This is a genomic window from Pedobacter sp. G11 (assembly GCF_003860265.1).
GTDB lineage: Bacteria > Bacteroidota > Bacteroidia > Sphingobacteriales > Sphingobacteriaceae > Pedobacter > Pedobacter agri.
The window spans coordinates 4,109,550-4,125,476 of the sequence record NZ_CP034190.1 but is presented as its reverse complement, the minus strand read 5'-3'; the positions used below and the strand labels follow the sequence as shown (position 1 = coordinate 4,125,476).

The 15,927-nt window shown below is 37.2% G+C and carries 16 protein-coding genes and 1 riboswitch; of the genes, 8 read left to right on the top strand and 8 right to left on the bottom strand.

The window, feature by feature from the left end; translation table 11 throughout:
* Nucleotides 1-11: 11 nt before the first annotated feature.
* The 3 genes from EA772_RS17810 (at nucleotide 12) to EA772_RS17800 (ending at nucleotide 1,480) form a co-directional block, all read left to right on the top strand.
* Nucleotides 12-392, top strand: a complete 381-nt coding sequence (locus EA772_RS17810) for an SRPBCC domain-containing protein (RefSeq protein WP_010600289.1) — start codon at nucleotides 12-14, stop codon at nucleotides 390-392.
* 153 nt (nucleotides 393-545) lie between these two features.
* Entirely contained in the window at nucleotides 546-1,226 is a 681-nt protein-coding gene (locus EA772_RS17805) for a hypothetical protein (RefSeq protein WP_124914364.1), read from the top strand.
* Between the two features lie 41 nt (nucleotides 1,227-1,267).
* Nucleotides 1,268-1,480 carry a hypothetical protein gene (locus EA772_RS17800; protein WP_116168206.1) on the top strand — a complete coding sequence of 71 codons (213 nt, stop codon included), beginning with the start codon at nucleotides 1,268-1,270 and terminating at the stop codon, nucleotides 1,478-1,480.
* A gap of 32 nt (nucleotides 1,481-1,512) precedes the next feature.
* Here the strand turns inward: EA772_RS17800 and EA772_RS17795 are convergent, their stop codons facing one another.
* From EA772_RS17795 to mutS, 4 genes are all read right to left on the bottom strand, one after another.
* Nucleotides 1,513-2,118 (bottom strand): thioredoxin family protein, encoded by a 606-nt coding sequence (locus EA772_RS17795; protein WP_124914363.1) that lies wholly within the window; start codon nucleotides 2,116-2,118, stop codon nucleotides 1,513-1,515.
* Nucleotides 2,119-2,125: 7 nt separating this feature from the next.
* Complete coding sequence (locus tag EA772_RS17790) at nucleotides 2,126-2,593, bottom strand: TlpA disulfide reductase family protein (RefSeq protein WP_124914362.1); 468 nt, start codon at nucleotides 2,591-2,593, stop codon at nucleotides 2,126-2,128.
* A gap of 106 nt (nucleotides 2,594-2,699) precedes the next feature.
* Complete coding sequence (locus tag EA772_RS17785; RefSeq protein WP_124914361.1) at nucleotides 2,700-3,206, bottom strand: C40 family peptidase; 507 nt, start codon at nucleotides 3,204-3,206, stop codon at nucleotides 2,700-2,702.
* A 68-nt stretch (nucleotides 3,207-3,274) separates the two neighbouring features.
* Nucleotides 3,275-5,887 (bottom strand): DNA mismatch repair protein MutS, encoded by a 2,613-nt coding sequence (mutS, locus tag EA772_RS17780; RefSeq protein ID WP_124914360.1) that lies wholly within the window; start codon nucleotides 5,885-5,887, stop codon nucleotides 3,275-3,277.
* A gap of 324 nt (nucleotides 5,888-6,211) precedes the next feature.
* On the opposite strand from mutS, the gene EA772_RS17775 reads away from it, so the two are divergent.
* Complete coding sequence (locus tag EA772_RS17775) at nucleotides 6,212-6,526, top strand: HPF/RaiA family ribosome-associated protein (RefSeq protein WP_116168211.1); 315 nt, start codon at nucleotides 6,212-6,214, stop codon at nucleotides 6,524-6,526.
* A 75-nt stretch (nucleotides 6,527-6,601) separates the two neighbouring features.
* On the opposite strand, the gene EA772_RS17770 is transcribed toward EA772_RS17775, so the two are convergent.
* The 4 genes from EA772_RS17770 to EA772_RS17755 form a co-directional block, all read right to left on the bottom strand.
* On the bottom strand, nucleotides 6,602-7,342 hold the full coding sequence (locus tag EA772_RS17770; protein WP_124914359.1) for a menaquinone biosynthetic enzyme MqnA/MqnD family protein: 741 nt from the start codon (nucleotides 7,340-7,342) through the stop codon (nucleotides 6,602-6,604).
* Nucleotides 7,343-7,384: 42 nt separating this feature from the next.
* The gene (locus EA772_RS17765; protein WP_124914358.1) at nucleotides 7,385-8,008 is read right to left on the bottom strand and encodes a histidine phosphatase family protein; all 624 of its coding nucleotides are present in this window, start codon (nucleotides 8,006-8,008) and stop codon (nucleotides 7,385-7,387) included.
* Nucleotides 8,009-8,089: 81 nt separating this feature from the next.
* Nucleotides 8,090-9,283 (bottom strand): aminofutalosine synthase MqnE, encoded by a 1,194-nt coding sequence (gene mqnE / locus EA772_RS17760; protein ID WP_124914357.1) that lies wholly within the window; start codon nucleotides 9,281-9,283, stop codon nucleotides 8,090-8,092.
* A 209-nt stretch (nucleotides 9,284-9,492) separates the two neighbouring features.
* Nucleotides 9,493-9,987, bottom strand: a complete 495-nt coding sequence (locus EA772_RS17755) for a lipocalin family protein (protein WP_124914356.1) — start codon at nucleotides 9,985-9,987, stop codon at nucleotides 9,493-9,495.
* A gap of 122 nt (nucleotides 9,988-10,109) precedes the next feature.
* Here EA772_RS17755 and EA772_RS17750 point away from each other — a divergent pair, with 122 nt between their 5' ends.
* The 4 genes from EA772_RS17750 (at nucleotide 10,110) to EA772_RS17735 (ending at nucleotide 15,881) form a co-directional block, all read left to right on the top strand.
* The gene (locus EA772_RS17750) at nucleotides 10,110-11,225 is read left to right on the top strand and encodes a PLP-dependent aspartate aminotransferase family protein (RefSeq protein ID WP_124914355.1); all 1,116 of its coding nucleotides are present in this window, start codon (nucleotides 10,110-10,112) and stop codon (nucleotides 11,223-11,225) included.
* A gap of 479 nt (nucleotides 11,226-11,704) precedes the next feature.
* Nucleotides 11,705-11,815: riboswitch (SAM riboswitch) on the top strand.
* 290 nt (nucleotides 11,816-12,105) lie between these two features.
* On the top strand, nucleotides 12,106-13,437 hold the full coding sequence (locus EA772_RS17745) for an O-acetylhomoserine aminocarboxypropyltransferase/cysteine synthase family protein (RefSeq protein WP_124914354.1): 1,332 nt from the start codon (nucleotides 12,106-12,108) through the stop codon (nucleotides 13,435-13,437).
* A gap of 35 nt (nucleotides 13,438-13,472) precedes the next feature.
* The gene (metX, locus tag EA772_RS17740) at nucleotides 13,473-14,531 is read left to right on the top strand and encodes a homoserine O-acetyltransferase (RefSeq protein WP_124914353.1); all 1,059 of its coding nucleotides are present in this window, start codon (nucleotides 13,473-13,475) and stop codon (nucleotides 14,529-14,531) included.
* A gap of 105 nt (nucleotides 14,532-14,636) precedes the next feature.
* The gene (locus EA772_RS17735) at nucleotides 14,637-15,881 is read left to right on the top strand and encodes a homoserine dehydrogenase (protein WP_124914352.1); all 1,245 of its coding nucleotides are present in this window, start codon (nucleotides 14,637-14,639) and stop codon (nucleotides 15,879-15,881) included.
* Nucleotides 15,882-15,927: the final 46 nt, after the last annotated feature.

Sequence of the window (15,927 nt, the reverse complement as noted above, 5' to 3'; positions counted from 1 at the left end):
ATAAAGTATTGATGAAAGACTATAAAAAATATACTTATATACCAGCAAGCCCTGAAGAAGTTTATCTTGCGCTTACAAAAGACATCAGCATAAAACTCTGGACAGGTGCAGAGGTTGAGTTTGAAGAAACTCCGGGTACGGAATTTTCATTCTGGGATGGTGACATTGTCGGAAAAAATATCGAGTTTGAAACAAATAAGAAGATTGTACAACAATGGTATTTCGGTGAAGAAGGAGAACCTTCAATTGTAACCATTAAACTTCACGAAGATAAAAAGGGAACCTCTTTGGAATTTAAGCAAACCAATATTCCTGATGAAGATTACAAAGATTTTACTGAAGGAATTGACGAGTATTTTATTGGAGGATTAGTTGATTTCTTTGATGAATAACATTTAATACGAAAGAACTAGAACATCTCTAAATTTATGCGCTCTCTAAACATTCTACTCCTAATCGCATCATTTGCGATCACAATTTTTTCCTCATGCGGTGTAGTTAGCAAATTGCCTGTGTTTTATACACCTGCGGCAACATCAAATCACATGGCATATCTTCCAAAGCCCATGATGGCCGACAGTGTAAAATCAAAAAATTATATCAGTGCCAGTTTTGCAAACAACAGCCTTCCATTCGAAACCGGCGAAATGGTAATGGGATTTGTAAATTATAATCGTTCACATGTTATAGATAATATTAATTTTTCTTATGGGGCATTCACCTATTTTGGCGGAACCGGCAACGGATATGAAAACGCACAACGGATCGTCCTTAAAAATTTTTATGATCAAGGTTTTATCGGTCTAGGTGCCAGAACTTCAATCGGAATTGCTGAAAGATCAGGGAATACTGAATTTAGAATTATCAGCTGGGATAATGCTATTGTGTATGAAGGTGGCGGTTATACTTCATTTAGAAAAAATGTTAGGTCAACTAACGACTCACTTTCCATAAGCGCTAATCAGACCACAATGTTTACCACGGGTGGATCTACTGAAATTATTTGGCAAGGAAGCAAAAATAAAGATCGGCAATACGGTTTCCGATTATTTATTGGAAGTACCATTGGTTTAAAGCGCAATATTAATTATACAGATGAAAGAATTAATGGCTTGGCAACAGACCTATCCTTTTTCCTTAAAATAAGGAAGGTCTATGGCATATTTAGTAATGGAACAAATTTGAGAAACAACTCTGCCAAAATTACCTTAGGTTATTCCTTTTAAAACAATAATATGCTTAGATATGTTCGTAAAAGAAAAACATTATGAACAAATCTGTAGGACTTATATTAATTATAGTTGGAATAGCCATGCTCGTTTGGACAGGGTTTACCTATACTAAAAAAGAAAAAATTGTTGATGCTGGTCCCATCCAAATTTCGGCAGATAAAGAGAAATCTGTCAACTGGCCACCCTATGTAGGCGGAATTATCTTGGTAGCAGGTGTTTTTGTTTTTGTCGCTTCAAGGAAGAAATAATATTTTCTGGTTATAGATAAAGGATGCTTAAGTTATCCTTTCTTCCATTTTATGCTGCAACCCACGGCTTTCGTAAAAGAAACAGTTGGTTTTCTACCAGCAGATAATTCTTTGATAGCATTTTCTACATAGTTCACTTTATCCGGATTATCGCCTTCGGCGTCATTATCAATCGCACCGATATATTCTACAACATTACCATTGCCCGTTTTGCTCAACACAAAAACATGAGGTGTTTTTAAAGCACCAAATTGTTTAGTTACTACATGTTCCGGATCTAATAAGTATGGAAAACTGAAATTCTTTTCTTTAGCTAAAACTTGCATCTTTTCAAAACTTTCGCCCGGAACAGCACCGGCATCATTTGGATTGATGGCAATCACCGGATAACCTTTAGCCGCAAAAGTGTTATTCAAGGTCGAGACCCTTTCTTGATAGGCTTTTGCAACCGGACAAGTATTGCAGGTGAAAACCACGATATATCCTTTTGCGTTTTGATAATCAGCTAACGAAACGGTTTTGTTATTTACATTTTTTAATGAGAAATCTTTAACTACATCACCAACTTTATAACCGTTGGTTTGTGCAAACGCAACACTCGAAACCAATAGCAAGCCAATTAGAAATAGATTTTTCATAACGATCTTATTTTAAGTTCAATAAAGTGCTTTTTAATTCTTCTGCCGTAAATTCTTTCTCGTAAAAACGTCTAACCTTTTTGTTTACAAACAAGGTTGCAGGAATCGCACCTGACCATTTTTCGTCTATTCGTTCGATATATTTTTGCTGGTCTGGCTCATTCAAAAGATAAACCTCGGCTTTAATGTTATTATTATTGACAAACGGAATAACCTCTTTTTGTAATTTCGATTTGAAATCTAAACTTACTAAAAGTACCTTAAGCGGCTTCTTTTCATTTTCAGTGCGTAGCTTTTCAAAATGCGGTAATTCTGCCACACAAGGAGAGCACCAGGTAGCCCAAAAATTTATTACGTATGTTGTATCTTTTCCTTTGGCTACCCTTTTATCCAAATCATCAAGTGTAAGCAACCTAACTTGCGCATTTACAGAATAAGTAACTAAAGATAAGCAGATTATAAAAAATATACGCATAGACTTAAAACGAAATTTAATTAATTTTAGTTTGCGAATAATAATAATCTATACACACTGAATCGCATAGCCTGGAATGCTTCGCTTCATTCATAATTAGACTTGCTTAATTAACCGAACCTGATTTCACTAAAACCCTCTGATAGGCAGGTAAATTCAAATCATCAACAATTACGCCCCTATTGGTACTGGCATGTACAAAAAAACCGTTGTTAAGGTAAACGCCAACGTGGTCAACATCATTCCCTCCGAAAGAAAAGAAAACTAAATCGCCCTCTTTTAAATTATCAACGCTTTTTTTATTCACCGCTTTGGCTTGGTCGCGAGAAATTCTAGGTAAAGTTATGCCGTAGATTTCTTTCTCCAGCAGAAACGCAAAGCCTGAACAATCAATTCCGTTTTTATCTAATCCGCCGAAGCGGTACTTTACACCGGTCCAATCCGTTATAAACTTATAAAGTTGTTTACTCTTCAAATTCGACATTGCATCGGCTGCTTTTGCCGCTTTAGTTTCGCTCTTAACGGTATATTTTCTAGAGCTGCAAGAGGATAAAAATAACAAAACGGCTAAAAAGCCAAAGATGTAAGTTTTAAGGTTAAGGGTTTTTTCCATAATAAAACATCAGGTTAGGATATCGGTTAAAATCTCATGCCTTAACTGCGACACACTAAAAACCTATTTTAATTTTTTATCAGTCGTTGAATTTCATCCAATTTCAGTAATGCTTCTACAGGAGTCAAAGCGTTTACATCCAAATTATTTAGCGTATCACGAATTTTAACTAACACAGGATCATCAATCGCGAACATTTGTAACTGGTAAGCTTGATTTTGTACCTTTTTAATACTATCCTTTATGCTCTGCCCTTCCGTCCTATCGATCTCCAGTTTTTTCAATATCTCGTTTGCTCTTCCAATCAGTTTCGGCGGCATGCCGGCCATTTTAGCCACATGGATACCAAAACTATGTTCACTCCCACCCGGAACCAATTTTCTTAGGAAAATAACTTTATTCGTCATTTCCTTAACGGAAACATTGAAATTTTTAATGCGTGGCATTGTATTCGCCAGTTCATTCAGTTCATGATAATGCGTAGCAAACAAAGTTTTAGGGCGGGAAGTGGGATGCTGGTGTAAAAACTCAGCTATAGCCCATGCAATAGAAATACCATCGTAAGTGCTTGTTCCGCGACCAATTTCATCCAGCAAAATCAAACTGTTATCTGAAATATTATTTAAGATACTGGCTGTTTCATTCATTTCCACCATGAAAGTACTTTCGCCAGATGAGATATTATCAGATGCGCCTACGCGGGTAAAAATTTTATCCACCAAACCTACATCAGCAGCTTTTGCAGGCACAAAACTTCCCATTTGAGCCATTAAAACAATTAGCGCAGTTTGCCTTAAAATCGCCGATTTACCGGCCATGTTTGGCCCGGTGATCATGATAATTTGCTGCGAGTCACTGTCCAGATAAACATCATTCGTAATATATTCCTGCCCTACAGGCAATTGCTTTTCGATTACCGGATGGCGACCACCTTTAATATCAAGAACTTTATCTTTGTTTACTGTAGGTTTAACATAATGATTTTTTTCAGCCAATTGGGCGAAGCATAACAGGCAATCGAGTTGAGCAATTAAAAATGCGTTAAGCTGAATAGGTTTAATGTAACCTGCAGTTTCATACATTAGCTCATTATACAACCGAATCTCAATGGCCTGGATTTTTTCTTCAGCTCCTAAAATCTGTTCTTCATATTCTTTTAGCTCAGGTGTGATATAACGCTCCGCATTAACTAGCGTTTGTTTGCGAATCCAGCCTTCCGGAACTTTGTCTTTATGGGTATGGGTAACTTCCAGATAATACCCAAAAACATTGTTAAAAGATATTTTTAGCGATGGAATACCTGTGGCTTCCGCCTCCCGCTTCTGTATTTGTACCAAATAATCTTTACCACCAAAAGCAATTTTACGTAATCGGTCCAAATCTTCATCAACACCATCACTAATCACGTTTCCCTTCACCAATAGTGCTGGTGGTTCAGGCTGAAGTTCTCTTTCTATTCTCTCGCGTATAGCCAAACAAGGATTCAGCTGGTCGGCAATTTTAATAAGAAAGGTATTTTTAGAGTTCGCTGCGAGATTTTTCACAGCCTCTATATGAATTAAAGCTCGCTTTAACGCCACCAATTCCCTCGGACCAACACGTTGCAAACCCACTTTAGAAATCAATCTTTCGATGTCGCCAATCTGTTTGATATGCGTTAAAAATTCTTGCTGAATTTCCTCATTTTTTACAAAAAAATCTACCATGCCCAAACGTTCCTCTATGGGTTTCAGCTCCTTTAATGGCATAATAATCCATTTTTGAAGTAAGCGAGCACCCATTGGCGTAGAAGTATGATCGAGAATGTCGAATAGTGTTACGGCATTATCATTGGCAGAATTTACCAATTCCAGATTACGGATAGTAAACCGATCCAGCCACATGTATCGGTCTTCTTCAATCCGGCTAATGGAAGTGATGTGCTGTAAATTGCGGTGTTCTGTTTCACCCAGATAATGCAAAACCACCCCGGCAGCAACGATGCCACTCTGCAGCCGCTCAATTCCGAAACCTTTTAGTGAAGCTACATCAAAATGTTTGGTTAGGGTTTCTTCAGCGTAATCAGAAGTATAAGGCCACTCATCCAGGCCGAAAGTATAAAACCGATCGCCAAATTGCTCTAAAAAACTTTGGCGTTTTGATTTCTGAAAAATAACCTCCGTAGGTTTAAAACCTTGTAAAAGTTTGTCAATATAATCGCCATTTCCCTGAGCAATTAAAAACTCACCGGTCGAAATATCTAAAAATGAAATGCCAATCTGCGTTTTATCAAAAAAAACTGAAGCTAAATAGTTATTAGATTTTTGATTAACAATATTGTCACCATAAGCAACTCCCGGTGTAACCAATTCGGTAACACCACGTTTAACGATTGTTTTGGTGGCTTTTGGGTCTTCTAATTGGTCGCAAATAGCCACCCTTTGTCCTGCTCTAACTAATTTCGATAGGTAATTGTCTAAAGAATGATGCGGAAAACCGGCTAATTCCAAAGCACCACCATTCGGGCCAGTGCCTCTTCTGGTTAAAACAATTCCTAAAATTTGAGCGGTTTTTATGGCATCTTCGCCAAATGTTTCGTAAAAATCTCCAACCCTAAAAAGTAAAAGTGCACCTGGATACTTCGCTTTAATGGCGTTGTATTGTTGCATTAACGGGGTTTCTTTATTCGTGTCTTTAGCCAAAACTGAAATTAATTTGCAAAAGCTATAAAGATAGCACGATTACGCATTTTACCGCTGTTTTGTTGAAAAGTTGAAAGATTGTTATTTATTTAATCAGGTATTAAAATCGAATATTTAATAATTAGTAGAAAAACAGGGGTTCAACACTTTTTTGTTACTCCAGTCCTGCTATCCACTTTACTTCGTTGCACTCCGTGTTCGTTCCTACCAGGTTTATAAACAAAGTTGGCTCAAAGCCAAACACTTAAAAATTAAACGGGGATATTAAAAACGTTTCTTTACATTCTATGTTATTCCTATATAGTTTAACCTAAATTTTTAATTATGACGATTCAACTGAATACTGACAAAAACCTAACCATACACCAGGAATACGAAGACAAAATCAAAGGCTTAATTAATGATGGCTTATCTAGATTTGATGATTTAATTACCCGTTTGGAAGTTCATTTATCAGATGAAAATGGTAGCAAAGATGGTTTGGATGATAAGCGCTGTTTATTAGAAGCCAGAATTTCGGGCAAAGAACCTATTGCAGTTACGAATTTAGGTAACAACTATGATCTAGCCCTTAGCGGTGCAATAAGTAAATTGAAGAGCAAGTTAGAAACCATAGCCGGAAAACTAAAATCACATTAAAAGCGAAAGGCAATCCTCAACCAGGATTGCCTTTTTTTAACATTTATATTTTGCTTGAAACAGAATGAAAATCATTTAAACTGGCTCTTTTTCTAAGTGCTCAATATATTCTAAGAACAATTTCAGAGCCTTTTTTCTATCTGCTGTTACTTCAAATTGAAGTTTGCGATATAAATAATCTTCCAGGTCGAAATTCTCAATTCGAGGCAAATCTTTTAATACCTCTTGTCTATGGCTTAAGCCCAGTTTTAGGGCAGCATTAAATTCAGCTTTAAATTCCTGAGAGATTTCTTTGTTCGACACCCATACAGCATACATAAATGGTAAGCCAGTAAAGTTTTTCCACTCCTGGCCCATATCGTAAGCAAAAGCGAAATCATCCTTTTTGCCGAAAGTTCTGTCGCCGATTAAAACAATTGCATCAGTTTTTGCATTAGCATCTGTGGTAAATTCTACTTCTTTATTCCAATAAAATTTAAGCAGAACTTTAGCCAGATTATTTGACGTTCTGGAATGGGCATCTAGTCTCAAGGTTTTAATTTCTTCAACTGGAACATTGCTAAAAATGAATACTGAATTTACAGCACCATCGCTACCAATACAATAATCTGCCACGATATTTGCATTTGGAACCAACGGAATAGCAGCTACAGGCATTAAACCTATATCTACTTGACCACTAATTACTTTGGCAGCGCAATCTGAAGGGATATCTAAACTTAAATCAATCTTATTGATGATCTCAGAATGTTGTAATCCGTATATAAAAGCTTTGGTGTTGGTGTAAGCAACAGCCGATATTTTAATCTTACTCAAGGTATTTAATTGTTTAGTGCTATGTGTTTGGCATGAAGCGAATTATCCGATTACTAAACCATCCAAATGAACGGCACTATTAAATTCGAGAACGGTAAATTTCCCATCTTCGAATCCTAGTTTGTACAAAACAGTATTCTGATGTGGAAATTCGGTCATCTCACTTAATGGTTTGTTAAGCAATAGACAAAGGAAAACACGCATTGCCCTTCCATGCATGCAAAGTAAAACAGTTTCTTCATCTGGCCGGGTTGACAAAACTTCCATAGGCTGTTTTAAACGTTCATAAACATCCTGAACACTCTCCCCGCCCTCAAAATGAGCGGTGTAGTCGCCATTTTGCCAGGTTTCCAGCATTTCACGAAAAGCTTCCCGAGCGGCTTCAGAGTTTGGTTTTCCTTCCCAAACGCCCCAGGCTAATTCATCCAAACCAGAAAGTCTTTCCCACGGTAAACCAGAATCAATAAATTTTTGAACTGTTTGCCAGGTCCGTTTCAAATCAGATGTATAAATCTTATCGAAAGAAATGTCCTTATATTTTTGATAAAAGGCTTCTGCCTGCGCTCTGCCCGTATCATTTAAATCAGAATTTATACCTCTGCCTTGTACTATTCCTTGTCTGTTGAGTTCCGTTTCTCCATGGCGGATAATATAAATTTGCTTCATTTAATTATTGAATTTAAATTAGAGAATGATAGAATTTTGGATTGTGAATTATATACTCATTCAAAACTCATTCATTCAAAATTAATTTACGACTGGTAATTTATAATACTGTGGTTTCTTTTCTTCCTCGAAAACAACATTTTCAAAATCGGTAACCACATTATATAAAGTATCGCGTTCTATGGCTTTTCGGCCAACTTGTTTAATAAGATTAACCAACTCCCTGGTACTCATTGCGGGTGTTTGCTCTTCTGCACCAGCCATTGAATAAATTTTTGTGGTATCATCTAAGGTGCCATCGATATCATCAACTCCATAATTTAAAGATAACTGTGCAGTTTCACGACTAATCATTGCCCAATAGGCTTTAATGTGGTCGAAGTTATCCATGTAAATACGGGCAATGGCGTAGTTTCTCAAATCCTCAATTACTGATGACTCGGCAACATTGCTCATTTGGTTGTGTTGGTTACGGAATTTTAACGGGATAAAGGTTTGGAAGCCGCCTGTTCTATCTTGTAACTGACGAAGTTTTTCCATATGATCTACTCGGTGTTCGAATTTCTCGATATGACCATAAAGCATAGTTGCATTACTTCTCATACCTAATTTATGCCATTCCTCATGTATCGCCAACCATTGCTCGCCTGTACATTTATCCTTCGCAATTTGCTCGCGTATTTCAGGATGAAAAATTTCAGCACCGCCACCTGGCATAGATTGCAGGCCAGCCTCTTTCATTAATTTCATGCCTGTAGCATAGTCAATTTTCGCTTTCTTGAAAATATAATGGTACTCAACAGGTGTTAATGCTTTCACATGCAAATCAGGCCGATGTTCTTTAATCGCGGTAAACAAAGCTGAATAGAATGCCACATCATATTGAGGCAAAACTCCTCCCACGATGTGAACTTCTGTTACTGGCTCATCATCATATTTTTTAACAATGTCCAGCATTTGTTCCATCGTCAATGCCCAACCTTCTTCTTTCTGTTTAATCAAGCGGGAATAGGAGCAAAACTTACAATCGTAAACGCAAAGATTGGTAGGCTCTAAATGGAAATTGCGATTAAAGTAAGTTTTGTCGCCATGCTTTTCTTCGCGAATGAAGTTGGCAAGAACGCCCAAATAGCCCAATTCCGCATGCTCGTATAGGTATACGCCCTCACTAAAAGTAATACGCTCTTTGTTGAGGACTTTGTGTGCAATGTTTTGTAGTTCAGTTGATAATGAAGTATCAGCTAATATTTTTTCAACTTGTTCAGTTGTATTCATTCCTGATTTTATTTTGAACAAAAATACAATATTGAGGCGATTTGAAAATCATTTTCTTGTAACAAAGGAAAAGTTCGTTATTTGATTCTGCAGCCTAACCAACATGCTTTAACAATTTACCAATTAACTATCAAACAATTGAACCAATAAAAAAAGCACCTCGTTTAAAAGGTGCTTTTAATATGATGTTTTTCGTAGGTAGTTGGTTTCTAGTTTACTGCCGGAGAAAACGTTAATACGATATTAGCCGTTTTTCCGCCGAATTCGATAGGCGACTTCATGACCATATTGCCTTTAGAAAGTTGTGTTAAAACTAAACGGTAACCTTCAGTAACGTTTTTCGCTTTATCACCTTCATAGATTTTTTTGAACTGGAAAGTCTCGTCAGCAGGTGTAGCCGACCAAAAGATGGTTTGCATTACTGCGCCACAAGTGCTTGATGCAGGTAACGTATAAGACCCGTTTCCGCTATTGGTTAATTTCCATGTACTGCCCTGGAAACATTTGTATGATTTCTCTCCGAATAAACCTTGAACAGCCTGATCAGGTAAACCCTCTAATGCTACATTGTTTAATACCCAGGTTCCGGTGATTGTACCTCTACCGCCATTAATGCCTGATGCAGCATTTTTAGTTGATGAACAACTTTGTAACATTACTAAAGTAGAACATGCTATTGCGATAGCTATAAATAATCTTTTCATTTTAGTTTAATTTTATTTTCGGAAACTGATTACATAAATCTTGCCAAAACAATTACGAAGCTTAAATTAGCGGCGAATTATTAAATTGCATTGCAGTTCACCTGCATCAAAATCAAATCATCATGAAACCCGAAACCCTTGCTATTCACGCTTCTAATCTGGTTAAAAATATCACCGGAGATGTAACTCCACCTATCAACTTATCTACAACTTTTTTTCGTGATGAAAATGGAGGTTATCCTGGTGGGCACATGTATAGTCGTGTAAGCAATCCCAACCGGTCTGCTTTAGAAAACACTGTAGCTAAATTGGAGTACGGAGCAGATGCTGCAGCTTTTGCCTCTGGAAATAATTGCGGTATGAGTTTGTTCCAGGCGTTGAAGCCTGGAAGTCACATCATCGCACCAGATGATATGTACTGGGGAATTAAAAAACAGCTTTTAACCATTTTTAATGAAACACTCGAATTTGATTTTGTTGATCAAACAGACCTGGATTTAATCAAATCGAGTATAAAACCAAACACTCAATTAATCTGGATTGAAACACCATCAAACCCTTTACTAAAGGTTACCGATATTGAAGAAATTGGGAAAATAGCGAAACAAAACAATATTACATTTGCTTGCGATAGCACCTTTGCCTCTCCTATTTTACAAAACCCGATCTTGCTTGGTGCTGATATAGTGATGCACAGCAGTACAAAATATTTGGGTGGTCATAGTGATGTTCTTGGTGGCATTTTAGTGACCGCTAAAAAGGATGAACTTTGGGAAAGAGTTAAAAATATTCAACAAACAGGTGGAGCGGTTCCATCACCGTTCGATTGTTATTTACTTTGCAGAAGTATAAAAACCCTGGCTTACCGCATGAAGGGCCATTGCGAAAATGGGAAATTAGTTGCCCAGTATTTAGTTAATCATCCGAAAGTTGAGGCCGTTTTTTTTCCTGGATTAGCAACACACCCGCAACACGAAATTGCTAAAAAGCAAATGAAAGATTTCGGTGGAATGATGTCTTTCCTGGTTAAAGGTGATGTGGAGGAGACCAGCAGAGTGGTAAATAGCGTCAAATTATTTGCCCAGGCAACCAGTTTAGGCGGTGTAGAAAGTTTAATTGAGCACCGTTATTCGGTTGAAGGACCTGATAGTAAGACACCTAAAAACTTGCTGAGGATTTCTGTCGGCTTGGAGCATGTTGATGATATTATTGCTGACTTAGAACAGGCACTTAAGTAAATGGTAAAAAGTTTTTCCCAATAGACACACCAGTGCGAGGCAGGAAGCAATCTTACAATGAAGGTTATAACAAAACAATCTTTGTTTTTTAACCCGATTACAGCGATAGTTCCCGATTTTTCATCGGGGCTATAGCAAAAAGCGAGACTGAGAATTCCCAAGTTACAATCCCGCTCATATTCAAGCCTATTCAGCGTACAAGCAGTACAAATTCGTAATATCATTTCGATTCCTTTCCGCTTTCTTTTAATAGATTCGAATAGGTTGTACTAGTTTTAAATTATTAAAATGCTTCCCAAAAAAAATGGCAATTGCATTGGGTTTACTATAAACTTTTCATACTTACGATGGAAATTTCATTACTAGCTTACCATTCTAAAGCAAAAAATCAAAATTTAATTTTGTTGTTTGAAATTTAATTCAGACATTTGAAATATTATTTGGTAATTCACTAAATAAAAGTCAATCTTAATCGGATTGATTTATAAAGAAGTGGCGAGAGACAGGCTCCGCGACCCACTGGCAACCCTCAGAGAGAGAAGGTGCCAATTCCTGACCGGATGACATGGTGTTATCTGGAGATATAAATTATAACTGATGAATACGTTAAATTTTCCATCGCAAAGCGAGCCTAACTCAATCTTCAAAAAGATAGAAACTTCTTCTATTTCATTGATTTGTTGTGATATGCAGGCGATTACTTGTATGTGCTGTTGCATACAATAATTTAAAAATCTTCCTCTTTTGTTGCCTTTTCAAATTGGAAGGTCCTGATCGATCAGGATACGCCATTAATCAGACGATCAAAATATTATGGTTTTATTATCCGATTTTGATCACCCAAGCATTTAAATATTCACACCATTAATCACATTAGAAAATGTCAACATCATATAAATTTGAAACTTTGCAATTACATGCTGGCCAGGAAATTGATCCAACAACAGGTTCAAGGGCTGTGCCGATTTACCAAACTACATCTTATGGTTTTAATAGTGCAGAGCATGGTGCAAATTTATTTGCATTAAAAGAATTCGGTAATATTTATACCCGGCTAATGAATCCAACGACCGATGTTTTTGAGAAAAGAATCGCAGCATTGGAAGGTGGCGTTGCAGCGTTAGCCACGGCATCAGGTCAGGCGGCACAGTTCATCGCATTGCATAACATTCTTGAGGCCGGCGACAGTATTGTTTCATCAACCCATATTTATGGCGGAACTTACAACCAGTTTAAAGTAGCCTTTAAACGTTTAGGCATTCATGTTGATTTTGCAAATCCTGATGTGCCAGAAGAATTTGAGCAAAAAATTACAGACAAAACCAAAGCCATCTATTTAGAAACGATTGGTAACCCTGCTTTTAGCATTCCTGATTTTGAAAAAATCGCTGCAATTGCCAAGAAATACGATATCCCATTTATTGTTGATAATACTTTCGGTGCCGGTGGATATTTATTTAAGCCACTTGAGCATGGTGCCAACATTGTAGTAGAATCGGCCACAAAGTGGATTGGCGGCCATGGTACCAGCATTGGCGGTGTAATTGTTGATGGTGGTAACTATAACTGGGGCAACGGGAAATTTCCGCAGTTTAGCGAACCATCTGAAGGTTATCACGGATTGATTTTTAATGATGTTTTTGGTATTGGCGGACCATTTGGTAACATACAATTTATTATTCGGGCCCGTGTAGAAGGTTTAAGAGATTTGGGTCCTGCCCTTTCGCCCTTTAATTCATTTCTATTATTACAAGGCTTAGAAACATTATCACTTCGGGTGCAACGTCATGTAGACAATGCTTTGGAATTGGCGACATGGTTAGAAAATCATCCATTGGTTAAAGAAGTGCATTACCCAGGCCTGGCGAGCAGTAAATACAATAACCTGGCAAAAAAATATTTAAGCAACGGTTTCGGTGGTGTTTTATCTTTTGAGTTAAACGGTACGAAAGAAAATGCTACACAAGTTATCGATCATTTAAAACTGGTTACTCACCTGGCAAATGTTGGCGACGCCAAAACGCTGATTATTCAGCCATCGGCCACTACGCACCAGCAGCTGAGCGAAGCCGAACAATTGGCGGCAGGCGTAAAACCAAATGCATTGCGGGTATCGGTTGGCATTGAGCATATCGATGATATTAAAGCAGATTTTGAGCAGGCATTTTCTGCTATCGGAACTCACGCAACTGCAGAAAGTTTACAAGCTTAAAAGCCAGATTTTAGTTACGACAATACGATTTTATAATGAGCACAGCTTCAACATATAGTTATCCCAAACAATTTAAATTAGAAAACGGAAAAAAAATTCGCAACCTGCAAATTGCTTATCAAACCTTTGGTAAGTTAAATGCTAATAAAGATAATGTAGTTTGGGTTTGCCATGCTTTAACTGCAAATGCCGATGTTTTTGAATGGTGGGAAGGTTTGTTTGGGCCAAATGCATTATTCAACCCTCAGGAGCATTACGTTATTTGTGCAAATGTTTTAGGTTCAAATTACGGAACAACAAATCCTTTAAGTAAAAATCCGGTTACGGGTCAGCCATATTTTCTGTCATTCCCACAGTTTACCATTCGCGATTTTGTATCAGCACATCAGCTACTGGCGAATCATCTGGGAATTGACAACATCAAACTTTTAATTGGTGGCTCTTTAGGCGGTCAGCAAGCTGTAGAATGGGGAATTACTGAACCGAACAGGATTGAAAACCTCATTCTTGTTGCAACAAATGCTGTTCATTCTCCATGGGGAATTGCTTTTAATGAGAGTCAGCGATTAGCGATCACAACGGATAGAACTTTTTATGCCAACAAACCAGATGGTGGCAGTAAAGGTTTGAAAACTGCTCGTAGCATTGCGCTTTTAAGCTACCGAACCTATAGCGCTTATGGAAATACACAAGTCGAAAGTGTAAATGATAAAACAGATCAGTTCAGGGCATCATCTTACCAAAATTATCAGGGAGAAAAATTAATAAATCGCTTTAATGCTTATAGTTACTATTATTTAACTAAAGCGATGGATAGCCACAATGTTGGCCGGAATCGTAAATCAATAGCCGAGGCTTTAAAGCTCATAAAGGCGAACACCTTAGTAATTGGTATCGAAAATGATTTCCTTTTTCCGGTTTCTGAGCAGAAATATTTAGCTGATCATATCACTGACGCCGAGTTTGCAGCCATACATTCTGAATATGGTCATGATGGTTTCCTAATTGAAACGAATGCTTTGACGAACATCATCGGAAATTTCATCAAAGAAAGCAGAAACAAAAAGATTATTAAGTTGCAACATACAGCCTAAGTCAAAAGCTCAAAGCAGAAAGACTAAATTAAAACATAACAAAATTTAACAGCGAACACTCAAGCATTTAATCTTGATACTCGCTACTTGATACTATAAAATACCATGAGTAAAAATTTAAAAATCGGATTATTTGGTTTTGGAGTAGTTGGCCAGGGTTTACTGGATATTATCCAAAGTCAAAACCTCAATCTCGAAATCATTAAAATAGCAATTAAGGACCCAAGAAAGAAACGTACCCTTAACAAAGATTTGTTCACTACCGATAAAAATGAAATCCTGAATAATACGGAAATTAATACGATAGTAGAACTCATTAATGATGCTGATGCGGCTTACGATATCGTGACGACTGCATTAAAAAATGGGAAAAATGTGGTTTCTGCCAATAAAAAAATGATTGCCACACACCTGAAAGAACTTGTAGACTTGCAACAGAAACATGGCACTTCGTTACTTTATGAAGGTGCTGTTTGTGGCAGTATTCCAATTATCAGAAATCTCGAAGAATATTATGATAATGAGCTTTTCCATGCCTTAAGCGGTATCTTTAATGGTTCTTCAAATTATATTTTATCAAAGATTTTCAATGAAAATCAAAGCTACATTTCAGCATTAAAAGAAGCTCAGGATTTAGGTTTCGCTGAAACAGATCCAATTTTAGATGTTGGAGGTTACGATCCGAAATATAAACTAGCCATTGCAACAGCTCATGCTTATGGCTTGTTCGTCAATCCGGATGCAATATTGAACATTGGGATTCAAAATCTTTCTCAGCATGATATTAAATATGCTCGAGAAAAAAACTTCAAGATTAAGTTGGTTCCAACGGCTCGAAAAGTCAATACGAAAGATATCGTGACTTATGTGTTGCCCAAACTGGTAGCTAAAGATGATTTTCTTTACAATGTAGAAAACGAATACAATGCGGTAACCGTTCAGGCAGCTTTTGCTGATAAGCAGTTTTTCTTTGGAAAAGGTGCAGGTGGTCACCCAACAGGTGCTGCCGTACTTTCTGATATCGCGGCGCTTCGTTATGATTATCGCTATGAATATAAAAAATACCATTCTGAAAATGGTGTGAAACATACCGAAGATATTTTATTAGAAGTTTATTTACGCTATGCCGATGAAGACTTAATCAGCTTGCTGGAATTTGACAACATTAGCGAACGTTACGCAGCCAGTGAGTATAAGTATGTAATTGGTACTGTAAAATTGGAAAGCTTAATTAGAAACCGTGATTTGCTTTTAGATCAGGATGTATTTGTGGCTTACACGGGCAGACAGATCTACAAGCAGGAACAAGTTGCAGAAAACGTATACGCAGCTGAATTGGCTGTACTTTAAGATTTTTTTAAGGTTAATTTTTTTATTTGTTTTGTTGTTAAGCACA